12 protein-coding genes are annotated in these 14,017 nt (G+C 72.2%); 10 read left to right on the top strand and 2 right to left on the bottom strand.

Going from position 1 to position 14,017, the window contains the following annotated elements; genetic code table 11:
* The first annotated feature begins 1,161 nt into the window (after nt 1-1,161).
* Nucleotides 1,162-1,980, top strand: a complete 819-nt coding sequence (locus tag OG410_RS09490; RefSeq protein ID WP_329298708.1) for a hypothetical protein — start codon at nt 1,162-1,164, stop codon at nt 1,978-1,980.
* A complete protein-coding gene (gene mycP / locus OG410_RS09485; RefSeq protein ID WP_329298706.1) occupies nt 1,977-3,290 on the top strand; it encodes a type VII secretion-associated serine protease mycosin in 1,314 nt (437 codons plus the stop codon). The genes OG410_RS09490 and mycP overlap by 4 nt, the downstream gene beginning before the upstream one ends.
* Before the next feature lie 73 nt (nt 3,291-3,363).
* Here mycP and OG410_RS09480 read toward each other — a convergent pair whose 3' ends face one another.
* A complete protein-coding gene (locus OG410_RS09480; RefSeq protein WP_329298704.1) occupies nt 3,364-4,326 on the bottom strand; it encodes a serine hydrolase in 963 nt (320 codons plus the stop codon).
* Between the two features lie 149 nt (nt 4,327-4,475).
* Here OG410_RS09480 and OG410_RS09475 point away from each other — a divergent pair, with 149 nt between their 5' ends.
* Complete coding sequence (locus OG410_RS09475) at nt 4,476-5,207, top strand: SseB family protein (RefSeq protein WP_329298702.1); 732 nt, start codon at nt 4,476-4,478, stop codon at nt 5,205-5,207.
* Between the two features lie 51 nt (nt 5,208-5,258).
* Here OG410_RS09475 and OG410_RS09470 read toward each other — a convergent pair whose 3' ends face one another.
* Nucleotides 5,259-5,615 carry a DUF1844 domain-containing protein gene (locus OG410_RS09470; protein WP_266756722.1) on the bottom strand — a complete coding sequence of 119 codons (357 nt, stop codon included), beginning with the start codon at nt 5,613-5,615 and terminating at the stop codon, nt 5,259-5,261.
* Nucleotides 5,616-6,017: 402 nt separating this feature from the next.
* Here OG410_RS09470 and infC point away from each other — a divergent pair, with 402 nt between their 5' ends.
* The 7 genes from infC to pheT all read left to right on the top strand — a co-directional run bounded on the left by infC (nt 6,018) and on the right by pheT (nt 13,705).
* The gene (gene infC, locus OG410_RS09465) at nt 6,018-6,779 is read left to right on the top strand and encodes a translation initiation factor IF-3 (protein WP_329304069.1); all 762 of its coding nucleotides are present in this window, start codon (nt 6,018-6,020) and stop codon (nt 6,777-6,779) included.
* A 106-nt stretch (nt 6,780-6,885) separates the two neighbouring features.
* The gene (gene rpmI, locus OG410_RS09460; RefSeq protein WP_006374321.1) at nt 6,886-7,080 is read left to right on the top strand and encodes a 50S ribosomal protein L35; all 195 of its coding nucleotides are present in this window, start codon (nt 6,886-6,888) and stop codon (nt 7,078-7,080) included.
* Between the two features lie 94 nt (nt 7,081-7,174).
* Nucleotides 7,175-7,558 (top strand): 50S ribosomal protein L20, encoded by a 384-nt coding sequence (rplT, locus tag OG410_RS09455; RefSeq protein ID WP_007457565.1) that lies wholly within the window; start codon nt 7,175-7,177, stop codon nt 7,556-7,558.
* A gap of 243 nt (nt 7,559-7,801) precedes the next feature.
* Nucleotides 7,802-8,662, top strand: a complete 861-nt coding sequence (locus OG410_RS09450) for a TrmH family RNA methyltransferase (RefSeq protein ID WP_329298700.1) — start codon at nt 7,802-7,804, stop codon at nt 8,660-8,662.
* Nucleotides 8,663-8,715: 53 nt separating this feature from the next.
* Nucleotides 8,716-9,891, top strand: coding sequence for a sensor histidine kinase (locus tag OG410_RS09445; RefSeq protein WP_329298698.1), 1,176 nt, complete (start codon nt 8,716-8,718; stop codon nt 9,889-9,891).
* A 182-nt stretch (nt 9,892-10,073) separates the two neighbouring features.
* Nucleotides 10,074-11,201 (top strand): phenylalanine--tRNA ligase subunit alpha, encoded by a 1,128-nt coding sequence (gene pheS / locus OG410_RS09440; protein ID WP_329298697.1) that lies wholly within the window; start codon nt 10,074-10,076, stop codon nt 11,199-11,201.
* Nucleotides 11,201-13,705, top strand: coding sequence for a phenylalanine--tRNA ligase subunit beta (gene pheT, locus OG410_RS09435; RefSeq protein WP_329298696.1), 2,505 nt, complete (start codon nt 11,201-11,203; stop codon nt 13,703-13,705). The genes pheS and pheT overlap by 1 nt, the downstream gene beginning before the upstream one ends.
* The last annotated feature ends 312 nt before the right edge of the window (nt 13,706-14,017 follow it).

Raw genomic sequence — 14,017 nt, 5'->3', positions numbered from 1 at the left:
GCCCCGAGGCCGGATTCTCTCGCTCGCCCGAGGGCGGCTTCGGGGGGTGCGTCCGGCCGGCAGGGTGCTGCGACGTCCGGTGTGCCGGATTCAGCCGCTCCCAGTGCCCCGAGGCCCGACTCGCTCGCCCGGCCGAGGGCTGCTTCGGCCGGTGCGTCCGGTACCCCTGGGACTGCTTCGTCCGGCGGGCCGGCATCCGCCTCGACCCGCGCGGGGGACTCCTCGGAGCCGGGCTCGTCCCGTGCGCCGGGGTTCGCCTCACCCGGCGCACGGGGGTCCGCCTCACCTGCCGCACCGGAGTCCGTCCCGCCAGGCAGGCCATGGCCGGCCTCGTCCGGTACACCAGGGTCCGACGTGCCGCGGTCCACTCCGACGGGGACGCCGGGGGCCGACCGCCGAGGGGACGCCGCAACCGGCATGCAGGGGTCCGACGCGGCAGGCTCCGACTCGTCCGGAACGCCGGAGCGCGACCCGCGACGGTCCGCCCCGACCGGTTCGGCGTCGTCCGCCGTGCCACGCCCGGCGACGCCGTCCGACGCGCCGCGCCCCGTGTCGCGAGCCACCCCGTACGGCTCCGCGACCTCCCCGTCGGCGAGCCCCGCCCCACCGTCGGCGGCCTCGCGGCACTTCGCGTCGGACGCGGCTCCGCAGGGTCCCGGATCCGCGTCGAGGCCGGAGGCCCGGCGCTACCCCCACCTGCGCCCCGAGGGCCGGACGGGGCCGTCGGCCCCGCCGCCCCCCGCGGCCTCCGCACGCTTCCCGGACGCGCCCCCCGTGTCCGGCGGCCCGGCACGTCCCGACGAGGCGCCGCACACCGCGGGGCCGTCGCGACCCGGCGGGACACAGCGTCCCGCGCCGCGCCCGGCCCGGCTGTCGCACCCGGCGGCGCCTCAGCGCCCCTCCGAGCCCCCGCGCGCCTTCGAACCCCCGCGATCCTCCGAGTCCGGGGCGTCCGAGCGGGCCGGGGCGGCAGGGCGGGGCCCCGGTTCCGGGGAGCGGGTCGCGGAGGCGACCTGGGAGACGCCGGAGCCGCGGCCCGGGCGGAACGATCAGGCATTCCCGGCCTCCGCGGCCGCACGGCCGTTCGTTCCGGCCCCGTCGGCCCCGTCGGCGGCGCCCGCCGAAGCGACCCAGGCGACCCCCCACGTACAGCGCCCCGTCGTGTCGTTCGCGGAGCCCGAGACGTACGGCGGCGGCACCGCGCGTGTGCGTCCGTTCCGTCGGCGGGCCCGGCCCGGCGTCGTCACCGCCGCGACCTGTGTCGTGCTCGGACTCGGGCTCATCGGCGGCGCGGTGACCGGCAGTTGGCTCACCGGCGACAACACGGACGCACCTGGTTCGCCCGGCGCCTTCACGTCGGCCGGAGAGCTCTGGCACAGCGTGCCCGTGGACCGGCTCTTCCCGCCGACCGTGCGCGGGGACGGCGCGGGCCCCGGCGGTTCCGACCGCACCTGGACGCGGATCGCCGTCGCCCCCGACACCGGCTGCAAGGACGCCTTCGACCCGCTGCTGCGCCAGGCCCTCGCCCCCGTCGGCTGCCTGCGCCTGCTGCGTGCCACCTACGTGGACGCGACCCGCAGCCATGTCACCACCGTCGGCCTGCTGTTCACCAAGGCGGACGCGGCGGGCATGACCTCCCTGAAGGCCCGTTTCCGCAAGGAGGGCCTGGACCGGCGCACCGACCTGCTGCCCCTGCCCTACGCGGTCAAGGGCACCGCGGCCGAGGGTTTCGGCAAGGCCCAGCGCGCCTCCTGGACCGAGTCGGTCCTCACGGACGCCCCCGTCGTCGTGTACGCGGTCTCCGGGTTCGCGGACAGGCGTACGGTCGCCGCCCCGCAGCCCGCCGCCGACGCGATGAAGCCGGACTCGACCACGGCCGCGGCCCAGGCGGGCCTCGGCCATGAGGCGCAGGGCCTCGCAGACCGGGTCGAGCGAGGCCTTCGCAAGACCGTCACCTCGTCCACGGAGAAGCCGTCATGAACCGCGACGACGGCCCCTACGGCCGCATCCGGCAGTCCCGCACGACCGGTCCTGCCGATACGACCACAGGGACGGCGCCCCCCGTCGGCCGGGCCCGGCGCCCGCGCCCGGCCCCGGAGGCCCGTAGGCCCCGGATCTCCCGCAGAGCCGGCACCCTCGCCGCCCTGCTCGCCGCCTCCCTCACGCTGGTGCCCTCGGCCGTCGCGCACGCCGACGGCATACGCGCCCAGCAGTGGGGCCTCGACGCGATGCACACGCAGCAGGCGTGGCGCACGACCAAGGGCAAGGGCATCACCGTCGCCGTCCTCGACACCGGCGTCGACGCCCTGCACCCGGATCTCAAGGGCAATGTGCTCGGGGACAAGGACCTGGTCGGTTTCGGCGCGAGCCGCGGCGACGTGACCTGGGCCCGGCACGGCACCGCCATGGCGGGCATCATCGCCGGGCACGGCCACGGACCGGGCGACGCCGACGGCGTCATGGGAATCGCCCCGGAGGCGAAGATCCTGCCCGTCCGCGTCATCCTCGAGGACAAGGACCCGGCCCGCTCCAAGGCCCGCAACACCCGTGGCAACGCCCTCGCGGACGGCATCCGCTGGGCCACCGACCACGGCGCCGACGTCATCAACCTCTCCCTCGGCGACGACTCCCGGTCCGCCCACCCCGAACCCGCCGAGGACGAAGCCGTCCAGTACGCGCTGAAGAAGGGTGTCGCCGTCGTCGCCTCCGCCGGCAACGGAGGGGAGAAGGGCGACCACATCTCGTACCCCGCCGCCTACCCGGGCGTCATCGCGGCGACGGCCGTGGACCGCTACGGAACCCACGCGTCCTTCTCCACCCGCCGCTGGTACGCCACCGTCAGCGCCCCGGGCGTCGACGTGGTCATCGCCGACCCGGACGACCGGTACTACGAGGGCTGGGGCACCAGCGCGGCGTCCGCGTTCGTCTCCGGAGCGGTCGCGCTCGTCAAGGCCGCCCACCCGGGTCTGTCGCCCGCGCAGATCAAACGGCTGCTGGAGGACACCGCCCGCAACGTTCCCTCCGGGGGCCGCGACGACTCCCGCGGCTACGGCTTCGTCGACCCGGCCGCCGCCATCAAGGCAGCCGGCCGGATCGAGCCGGAAAGCGGTCTCACGTCGGCCGAGTACGGCCACAAGTACTTCGGCACAGGCCCCGCCGCCCCCGACGACGACGGCGGTCCGGCCGTATGGGCGGCCCCCCTCGCGGGCGCCCTGGGCCTCGCCCTGCTGACCGCCGCGGTGTTCCTGTGGCGCGGCCGCAGAGACACGAATCCCTTCCAACAGCCTTGAACGTGCGGGTCGTCGGAGAACCCCGCACTCCCTGCCCACCGACTCCCGCCGGCCGGCCCTGTGGTGGCGGGCCTCAGTCCTCGGCCGTGTCCTGGAACGCGGACACCGCGGCCTTCGACACCGCTTCCACCAGCGAAATACCCTTCGCCTGCGTGGAGTTCCCGTTCGACAGCGTCGCCACCAGATAGTCGTGGCCGTCGGCCGAGATCCGCCCGATGCTGTTGACGTCCCACAGCCCGGTCGTGCTGCGCGCCAACCACCCGTTCTTCAGCGCCCATCGAGAACCGTCGGCAGCGGCGGACACTCCCCACTGCTGGTCGGTCTCGATCTCGCCCATGAGTCCCTGGAGATAGGACCGCGAGGCCGCGCTGAGTTCGGAGTCGTCCCCGAACACCTGGCGCAGCAGCGTGAGCTGGTCGCTCGCGGTGGTCTGGGTCAGCCCCCACAGCTCGCCGTCGCCGCCCTGCGTGTCCTTCAGGCCGAAGCGCTTGTTCGCCGCGTCCAGACCGTCGGCCCGCCCGATGGAGGCCCACAGGGCGGTCGCCGACACGTTGTCGCTGTTCTCGATCATCGCGGTGGCGTTCGTCTTCTCCCGCGCCGTCAGATGCCGGTCCGCGTCCTGCGCCTGGAGCAGCAGCGCGGCCAGGATGTTCACCTTGACGATGCTCGCGGTGTCGAAGGCCGCGTCACCGTAGGCGGCGCTCTCACCGGAGTCCACGTCGAGGACGGCCACCGACGTCTTCGCTCCGGCCGCCACCGTCACCGACTTCAGCGCCTTCGCGAGCAGCGCGTCCCGGTCCACGGAGGGCTCCGCCACGGGTTCCACCGATGTCTCCTCGCTCACGGACGGCGACGGCGAGGGTGACGCCGACGCGGCCGACGATACGACGGCGGGACCGTCGTGCGCCTGTGCCTTCATGTACACCGTCCCGGCCGCCGTGGCGCCCACGAGGACGGCCGAGGCCACCGCGGTGTACAGAAGTGGCTTGCGTCGGGAGGGCCGGGCTCGGCGCCCGCGTGCTCTGTGACGGTCCATCCGCTGATGCTGGACGGCCGGGCTGTGCCTGCGGTTAGACGGGTGTTAGAGGTGTGTCAGGGAAGACTGAGAAACTCGTTAATCCCGTCAACCCGGGGTTTCAGGGGCCGCACAAGCCCAGCAGCATCCCCCCTATAGGGTCGGGGACCGTGGCGAACAAGAACATTCCCGACCCCGGCTTCCCCGACGACGACGGCTCCGCCGACCCCCGGCTGAGCGCGGCCCTCACGGCCTGGTCCGCCGACCGCGCCGCCGTACCGCCGGTCCTGGAGGCGCTCACGGGTGCCCGGCTGCTCGTGCCCGTCGTGGCGATCCTCGGCGAGGTCGAGGAGGACGAGAACGGGCTGCGCCGCGAGAAGACCAGCGACATGGCGGTGCCCACGCTCAAGGCGGGGAACCGTACGGCCCTGCCCGCCTTCACGTCCACGGACGCGCTGGCCCGCTGGGATCCCGAGGCCCGCCCCGTCGCCGTACGCCTGAACCAGGTCCTGGAGGCCGCGGCGCACGAGAAGGCCGACACGATCGTGCTGGACCTGGCCGGGCCCGTGTCCTACGAGCTGACCGGTTCCGCCCTGCTGGCGCTCGCCGAGGGACGTACGACCGCCGATCCGCTCGCCGATCCCGCCGTGGTCGAGGCGGTACGCGCCGTGGTCGCCGCGGAGCCCCTGGTGGTCCGCGCCCATCTCGGCCCCGGTCCGGCGGACGGCACCCTGGCGCTCGTGCTCGACCCGTCGGCCGCCCCCGCCGAGGCGGCCCGCGCGGTGGCCGAGCGGCTCGCGGCCGACGAAACGCTGAGGGCCCGCCTGGTGCGCGGCCTCGACCTGGCACTGCTGCCGGCCGAGGTCACGCCTCCGGGCGAGCCCCTGTACGTACGCGCATAGGTACGCGGGTGGCCCGTGTCCGTACGACGGACGGACACGGGCCGGCCGTTGTCAGCCGTAGACGGGTCCCGTGTACTTCTCGCCGGGGCCCTGGCCCGGCTCGTCCGGGACGAGGGACGCCTCGCGGAAGGCCAGCTGGAGGGACTTCAGGCCGTCGCGCAGCGGCGCCGCGTGGAAGGAGCTGATCTCGGTCGTGCTCGCGTCGAGCAGTCCGGCGAGCGCGGTGACCAGCTTGCGCGCCTCGTCCAGGTCCTTGTGCTCGTCGCCCTCCTCGGTGAGACCGAGCTTCACGGCGGCGGCGCTCATCAGGTTCACGGCGACCGTCACGATGACCTCGACCGCGGGGACCTCGGCGATGTCGCGGGTCATGGTGTCGTAGTCGGGGTTCTGGGGAGGGGTGTCACTCATGCCTCACACGATAGGCCCCGGCGCGCGTGACCCCGTCCACGGGAGCCTTCCGCCCGGTGAGCGGCGGTGATGCGGCCTCCGGTTAGCGCGTACCCGGCGGAACTGCTAACCTTGTGTAACGACCGGCTGGACACGTATGTGCTCACGTATGTGCTCAGCCCACAAGTGGAGGCTCCGATCTCCCACCCGACTGTCCTCCGGGACGGCGGGTCATCCGGTCAGGTGGCCACCACCGTTCCGTACGGACGGTGGAGTCGCCCGAATGCGCGCCCCGCGGTTGACCGCGGCGGTGCTCCGGTTAGCCATGGAGCCCCGCCTGTGTCCCGTCCGGGGCATTTTTCATGTGCCGCGATGGTTGGTCCACTGTCATCAGAGACATACGCGGCGGTCCGCCAGACCGTCGTGTGGTGCTACCGAGGAGGATCCATCAGCACCGAGCCCCGCATCAACGACCGGATTCGCGTTCCCGAAGTGCGACTTGTCGGTCCCAGCGGCGAGCAGGTCGGGATTGTTCCGCTTGCCAAGGCCCTGGAGCTTGCTCAGGAGTACGACCTCGACCTGGTCGAGGTGGCGGCGAGCGCTCGCCCGCCCGTCTGCAAGCTCATGGACTACGGGAAGTTCAAGTACGAGTCGGCCATGAAGGCCCGTGAGGCGCGCAAGAACCAGGCGCACACGGTCATCAAGGAAATGAAGCTCCGGCCGAAGATCGACCCGCACGACTACGACACCAAAAAGGGTCACGTCGTCCGGTTCCTCAAGCAGGGCGACAAGGTCAAGATCACGATCATGTTCCGTGGTCGCGAGCAGTCCCGGCCGGAACTCGGCTACCGACTGCTGCAGCGTCTCGCGACGGACGTCGAGGATCTCGGGTTCATCGAGTCGAACCCGAAGCAGGACGGCCGAAACATGATCATGGTTCTCGGTCCGCACAAGAAGAAGACCGAGGCGATGGCCGAGGCCCGTGAGGCTCAGGCGGCTCGCAAGGCGGAAGCGAAGGCCAACCCGGGTCGCTCGCAGAACGCCGCCGATGACGACATCGCCGAGGGTGAAGCCGTCGAGGGTGAAGCCGTCGAGGGTGAAGCCGTCGAGGGTGAGACCACCGAGGGTGAGACCACCGAGGCCGAGTCCGCCGAGGCTCCGGCCGAGGCATCAGCCGAGGCCTGATCCCAGGGCTGACGCCCCGGGACGCCAATCCATACATATGACGTTCCACCGTGCCCGGTCTTGCGACCGGGCACCGGAACGCCACTGACGAGGAGAGAACGGCGCTATGCCGAAGAACAAGTCGCACAGCGGTGCCAGCAAGCGCTTCAAGATCACCGGCTCCGGCAAGGTGCTCCGTGAGCGCGCCGGCAAGCGCCACCTGCTCGAGCACAAGTCGTCCCGCGTGACCCGTCGTCTCACCGGCACCGCCGAGATGGCCCCGGGCGACGCCGCGAAGATCAAGAAGCTTCTCGGCAAGTGACGTACCGGCGCCCAGGCGCCGCACGTCTGATCCGGGACCCCATCGATTTCGGGCCGTGTGAGTCCAACCACGGCCCCGCTACAAGGAGTTAAAAGTGGCACGCGTCAAGCGGGCAGTAAACGCACACAAGAAGCGCCGGGCGATCCTCGAGGCGGCCAAGGGCTACCGCGGCCAGCGTTCGCGCCTGTACCGCAAGGCCAAGGAGCAGGTCACCCACTCCCTGGTCTACAACTACAACGACCGCAAGAAGCGCAAGGGCGACTTCCGTCAGCTGTGGATCCAGCGCATCAACGCTGCGGCCCGCCAGAACGGCATGACGTACAACCGCCTCATCCAGGGTCTGAAGGCCGCCAACATCGAGGTGGACCGCAAGATCCTCGCGGAGCTGGCCGTCAACGACGCCAACGCGTTCGCCGCGCTGGTCGAGGTCGCGCAGAAGGCCCTGCCGTCGGACGTCAACGCGCCGAAGGCTGCGTGACGCTGCGCCGGCTCCAGCCGACGTGACTGAAGGACCCGCAGGTTTCGGCCTGCGGGTCCTTTGCTGCTGACGCCCGCGGACGCTGTTTCTTCGGGTGCCGGCCGTCGGGGGGCTGATCGCTCCCCCGAGTTCTCGGCTCCGCTCGAACAGGGGGACCCCCATCGCGGCGGAGCCGCAGACCGGCACGGGCCCGCGCCCCCAGTGGGTTGCAGTTGTCCCCAGATACCGAAGGTGAACCAGAACATGCCCCCCGCCGCCCCCGAGCTGATCTCCCCGCGCTCGCCGCGTGTCCTGGCCGCCCGGCGGCTCGCCAGGCGGAACTTCCGGGGCAAGGAGCGGCTGTTCCTCGCCGAGGGGCCGCAGGCCGTCCGGGAGGCCGCCGCGCACCGCGCCGACGGCACCGCGACCCTGGTGGAACTGTTCGCCACCGTCGAGGCCGCGGAGCGCTACGCCGACATCATCGACGGCGCCCGCCGGGTCGACGCCCGGGTGCACCTCGCCGACGAGCAGGTCATCGCCGACATCTCCACCACCGTCACCCCGCAGGGCCTCGTCGGCGTCTGCCGCTTCCTCGACACCCCCTTCGAGGACATCCTCAAGGCCCGGCCCCGTCTCGTCGCCGTGCTCGCCCACGTCCGCGACCCCGGGAACGCCGGGACCGTGCTGCGCTGCGCCGACGCCGCGGGCGCCGACGCCGTCGTCCTCACCGACGCGTCCGTCGACCTCTACAACCCCAAGGCCGTACGCGCCTCCGTCGGCTCCCTGTTCCACCTGCCCGTCGCCGTCGGCGTGCCCGTCGAGCAGGCCGTGGCCGGACTCAAGGCCGCCGGCGTCCGCATCCTCGCCGCCGACGGCGCCGGTGAGGACGACCTCGACGACGAACTCGACAAGGGGACCATGGGCGGCCCCACCGCCTGGGTCTTCGGCAACGAGGCCTGGGGGCTTCCGGAGGAGACCCGCGCGCTGGCCGACGCCGTCGTGCGCGTTCCGATCCACGGAAAGGCCGAGAGCCTGAACCTGGCCACGGCCGCGGCCGTATGTCTCTACGCGTCAGCCCGTGCACAGCGCGCCTCCACAGGGTGCCGTTCCGTCACCGGCAGCTAGTAGGGTGACGGGCCCGGGGGCCCTCTGCGCCAGACGAGAGGTGGGGTACGGGGATGAGTGTCGGCACGGGCGGTGCCCACAGCGCGCTGCGAGCACGGGACGCGCGCGGCACATCCGCGCCCCTGCACGATGACACCGCCGAAGCCGGTCCCGGTCTCGGCATAGACCCCGACGACCTGCCCGACGGGATCGTCGTCGCCGACGAACACGGCCGTGTCGTCTGCTTCAACGTCGCCGCCGCCCGGATCACGGCGGTCCCCGCCGCCGAGGCCCTCGGCCGCCGCCTCGAAGCGGCCCTCCCGCTGGAAGACCTCGAGGGCCGGCGCTGGTGGCAGCTCACGGACCCCTACGGCGGACTCGCCATCCGCAACGGCCAGCCCGAACGGAACCTGCTGCTCCCCGGCGGCCGCGAGATCCTCGTCTCCGCCCGCTATGTGCGCACCCACCCCACCGGACCGGTCCGCCGGGTCGTCGTCTGCCTGCGCGACACCGAGGCCCGCCGCCGCACCGAGCGCAGCCACGCCGAGCTGATCGCCACGGTCGCCCACGAACTGCGCTCGCCGCTCACCTCCGTCAAGGGCTTCACCGCGACCCTGCTCGCCAAATGGGAACGCTTCACCGACGACCAGAAGAAACTGATGCTGGAGACCGTCGACGCCGACGCGAACCGCGTCACCCGGCTCATCGCCGAGCTCCTCGACATCTCCCGCATCGACTCCGGTCGCCTCGAACTGCGCCGCCAGCCCGTCGACATCGGCGCCGCCGTGGGCCGGCACATCCAGGCGTACGTCGCCTCGGGCCAGCCCGCCGACCGCTTCCTGCTGCGCATCGAGCAGCCCCTGCCCGCCCTCTGGGCCGACCCCGACAAGGTCGACCAGGTGCTCAGCAACCTGATCGAAAATGCGGTGCGCCACGGCGAGGGAACCGTCACCATTGACGTGGCACCCTCCACCTCCCCGCGCGAGCGGCCGGACGAGGAGGGCACGGCGAACGCCGTCACGTCGGTCACCGTGAGCGACGAGGGCACCGGAATCCCGGAGGAGTCCATGAACCGCGTCTTCACCCGCTTCTGGCGGGGCAGCAAGCGCGGCGGCACCGGCCTCGGGCTCTACATCGTCAAGGGCATCGTCGAAGCCCACGGCGGCACCATCACGGTCGGCCGCGCCCCCGGCGGGGGAGCGGAGTTCCGATTTACGTTGCCCGTGGGCACCCCGGCGTACCTTCTGTAACGCCACAGCGGCCCCCACGGGCGCATCCGCACGGGAGCACCGCGAGGACGCCCAGTCCTGGGCAGGCCCCCACCCCCGTTAGACTCGGCCTTTGGCACCTTTGCGTCCTCTCATCTGCGGACGATTCGTCTCCGAGTCGATGACGGGGACCCTCAGCCAGCCAACCGGAAGCACGGGAAGAGATGTCGGCACCTAATAAGTCGTACGACCCTGTAGAGGTCGAGGCCTTGAAACCGGAAGAGATCGAGCGCATGCGGGACGAGGCGCTCGCCGCCTTCGCCGCCGCCGGCGACCTCGACGCGCTCCAGGAGGCCAAGGTCGCCCACACCGGCGGCACCTCTCCGCTGGCCCTCGCCAACCGCGAGATCGGCGCACTGCCCCCGCAGGCCAAGGCCGCGGCCGGCAAGCTCGTCGGCCAGGCCCGCGGCGCCGTGAACAAGGCCCTCGCCGCCCGCCAGGCCGAACTGGAGGCCGAGCGCGACGCGCGCGTACTGGTCGAGGAGGCGGTGGACGTCACCCTGCCGTACGACCGCGTACCGTCCGGCGCACGGCACCCGCTCACCACCATGATGGAGCGGGTCGCGGACGTCTTCGTGTCCATGGGATACGAGGTCGCCGAGGGCCCCGAGGTCGAGGCGGAGTGGTTCAACTTCGACGCCCTCAACTTCACGCCCGACCACCCGGCCCGGCAGATGCAGGACACCTTCTTCGTCCAGGGCCCCGAGGGCACCCACGGCGACGAGTCCGGTGTCGTGCTGCGCACCCACACCTCGCCGGTGCAGGCCCGCGCCCTGCTCGACCGGGAGCCGCCCGTCTACGTCGTGTGCCCCGGCCGCGTCTACCGCACGGACGAGCTCGACGCCACGCACACCCCGGTCTTCCACCAGATCGAGCTGCTGGCCGTCGACGAGGGCCTGACCATGGCCGACCTCAAGGGCACCATGGACCACATGGTCCAGTCGCTCTTCGGCTCGGACATGAAGACCCGGCTGCGCCCGAACTACTTCCCCTTCACCGAGCCGTCCGCCGAGATGGACATGCTCTGCTACGTCTGCAAGGGCGAGTCCGTCGGCAACCCCGACCGCCCCTGCCGGACCTGCTCCTCCGAGGGCTGGATCGAGCTCGGCGGCTGCGGCATGGTCAACCCGCGGGTGCTGGTCGCCTGTGGCGTCGACCCGGAGAAGTACAGCGGATTCGCCTTCGGGTTCGGCATCGAGCGGATGCTGATGTTCCGTCACAACGTTGAAGACATGCGAGACATGGTCGAGGGTGACGTCCGGTTCACCCGGCCGTTCGGGATGGAGATCTGATGCGGGTCCCGCTTTCTTGGCTGCGGGAGTACGTCGACCTGCCGGCGACGGAGACCGGGCGTGACGTCCAGGCCAAGCTCATTTCGGCAGGCCTCGAGGTCGAGACGGTCGAGCAGCTCGGCGCCGGCCTCAAGGGCCCCCTGGTCGTCGGCCAGGTGCTCACGATCGAGGAACTGACGGAGTTCAAGAAGCCCATCCGCTTCTGCACCGTCGACGTCGGCACCGCCAACGGCACCGGTGAGCCCCAGGAGATCGTCTGCGGCGCGCGCAACTTCGCCGTCGGCGACAAGGTCGTCGTGGTCCTGCCCGGCGCCGTCCTGCCCGGCGACTTCGCGATCGCCGCGCGCAAGACGTACGGCAAGACCTCGCACGGCATGATCTGCTCCGGCGACGAGCTGGGCATGGGCGACGACGGCAGCGGCGGCATCATCGTGCTGCCGCCGGAGATGGAGCCCGGCACCGACGCGATCGAGCTGCTCCAGCTCGTCGACGAGGTCCTCGACATCGCCGTCACGCCCGACCGCGGCTACGCCCTGTCGCTGCGCGGTGTGGCCCGCGAGGCCGCCACCGCCTACGGCCTGTCGCTGCGCGACCCCGCGCTGCTCGACGTACCGGCCCCGAACGCGTTCGGCCACCCGGTGCAGATCTCCGACCCGATGGGCTGCGACCGCTTCACCGCGCGCACGGTGACCGGCCTGGACCCCGACGCGCAGTCCCCGATCTGGCTGCGCCGCCGGCTCCAGAAGGCCGGCATGCGCCCGGTCTCGCTCGCCGTCGACATCACCAACTACGTGATGCTGGAGCTCGGCCAGCCCCTGCACGCCTACGACCGCAGCCGGGTCCAGGGCACCATCGGCGTGCGCCGGGCCGAGCAGGGCGAGAAGCTCACCACCCTCGACGGAGTCAAGCGCACGCTGGACGCCGGCGACCTGGTGATCACCGACGACCGCGGCCCCATCGGCCTCGCGGGCGTCATGGGCGGCGCCCACACCGAGATCGACGACACCGAGGGCACCACCACCGAGGTCGTCATCGAGGCCGCGCACTTCGACCCGATCACCATCGCGCGCACGGCCCGCCGTCACAAGCTGGCCTCCGAGGCGTCCAAGCGCTTCGAGCGCGGCGCCGACCCCGAGGCCACCTCGGCCGCGGCCCAGCGGACCGTCGACCTCCTCGTGCTCCTCGCGGGCGGCACCGCCGACGCCGGGGTCACCGAGGTGATCGCGCCGTCCGCGCCGCACACCATCACCATCCCGGCCGACCACCCGGACAAGGTGGCCGGTGTCGCGTACGGACGCGAGACCGTCGTACGCCGCCTCCAGGAGGTCGGCTGCGACGTCTACGGGCAGGACGAGCTGATCGTCACCGTGCCGTCCTGGCGGCCCGACCTGACCGACCCGAACGACCTCGCGGAAGAGGTCATCCGGCTCGAGGGCTACGAGAACCTGCCCTCCACCCTGCCCAAGCCCCCGGCGGGCCTCGGCCTCACGGACCGGCAGCGGCTGCACCGCCGGGCCGGCCGCGCGCTGGCCGGCGCCGGATACGTCGAGGCGCTGAACTACCCGTTCATCGGCGAGCACGTCTTCGACCAGTTCGGCCTCGCCGAGGACGACCCGAAGCGCAAGGTCGTCAAGCTGGTCAACCCGCTCTCCGACGAGGAGCCCGCGCTCCGTACGACGCTGCTGCCGGGCCTGCTGCACGCCCTGCGCCGCAACGACGGACGCGGCAGCCACGACCTGGCGCTCTTCGAGACCGGCCTGGTCTTCCACCCCCGGGAGGAACTGCGTGTCGCCGGGCGGCTGCCCGTCGACCACCGTCCCACCGACGAGGACGTCGCGGCCCTGACCGCCGCGCTTCCCGCCCAGCCCCGGCACGCCGCCGTCGTCCTCGCGGGCGCCCGTGAGCAGGCCGGCTGGTGGGGCAAGGGGCGCCCGGCCGACTGGGCCGACGCGATCGAGGCCGCGCGCACCCTGGCCCGCGAGTCGGGGACCGAACTCCTCGTCCGCTCCGGTCAGTACGGGCCGTGGCACCCGGGCCGCTGTGCCGAGCTCGCGGTCGTCGTGGACGGCGCGGAACAGGTCATCGGGTACGCCGGTGAGCTGCACCCCGGTGTCCTGAAGACGCTGGGCCTGCCCGCGCGCACCTGCGCGATGGAGCTGGACCTGGACGCGCTGGAGCGGGCGAGCTCGGGCCACCCCAAGGGCCCGAAGATCTCGACCTTCCCGGTCGCCACGCAGGACGTCGCCCTTGTCGTCGACAAGAGCGTCCCGCACACGGACGTCGAGGCGGCCCTGCACGAGGGCGCGGGTGAACTCCTGGAGTCCATCCGGCTGTTCGACGAGTACGAGAGCGAGCAGCTCGGCGCGGACAAGAAGTCCCTCGCCTACGCGCTGCGGTTCCGTGCCGCCGACCGCACGCTGACCGTCGACGAGGCCTCCGCGGCCCGCGACGCGGCGGTGGCGCTCGCCGCAGAGCGCACGGGGGCGGTGCTGCGCGGAGCCTGACCGCTCCACCGGGTGTGCCGGGGAACTGTGCGCCGTGAAGGGGCCGCGGATCGTTTCGCGGCCTGGCGCACGGTTCCCCGCACCTGTTTCAGCGGGTTCCACCACCTCCTGTACGGGGGTTCCGTGGCTCCTGCCCGGCCGTTCCGTGGCCCCTGCCTGCATAAATGCGGGTCTCCGAAGACACCTCACTCATTCGGGTGACATGCCCGGGAGATCGGGCCCGGGCGGGCCGGGCGGTCGACAGAATCGGAGCGGTCTCTCCGAGGCCGTCTGCGCTGTCAGGTGCCTATTGGGGGGCCAATCGGCATGATC

The organism is Streptomyces sp. NBC_00659 (assembly GCF_036226925.1).
Classification (GTDB): Bacteria; Actinomycetota; Actinomycetes; order Streptomycetales; family Streptomycetaceae; genus Streptomyces.
Note: the sequence above shows the minus strand (reverse complement) of the source record. Positions and strands in the feature narration are given on the sequence as shown.

Excerpts from the sequence above, each read along its gene's own strand:
- mycP (WP_329298706.1), top strand. The coding sequence starts at position 1,977 with ATGAACCGCGACGACGGCCCCTACGGCCGCATCCGGCAGTCCCGCACG.
- OG410_RS09480 (WP_329298704.1), bottom strand. The coding sequence starts at position 4,326 with ATGGACCGTCACAGAGCACGCGGGCGCCGAGCCCGGCCCTCCCGACGC.
- OG410_RS09470 (WP_266756722.1), bottom strand. The coding sequence starts at position 5,615 with ATGAGTGACACCCCTCCCCAGAACCCCGACTACGACACCATGACCCGC.
- rpmI (WP_006374321.1), top strand. The coding sequence starts at position 6,886 with ATGCCGAAGAACAAGTCGCACAGCGGTGCCAGCAAGCGCTTCAAGATC.
- OG410_RS09450 (WP_329298700.1), top strand. The coding sequence starts at position 7,802 with ATGCCCCCCGCCGCCCCCGAGCTGATCTCCCCGCGCTCGCCGCGTGTC.
- OG410_RS09445 (WP_329298698.1), top strand. The coding sequence starts at position 8,716 with ATGAGTGTCGGCACGGGCGGTGCCCACAGCGCGCTGCGAGCACGGGAC.
- pheS (WP_329298697.1), top strand. The coding sequence starts at position 10,074 with ATGTCGGCACCTAATAAGTCGTACGACCCTGTAGAGGTCGAGGCCTTG.
- pheT (WP_329298696.1), top strand. The coding sequence starts at position 11,201 with ATGCGGGTCCCGCTTTCTTGGCTGCGGGAGTACGTCGACCTGCCGGCG.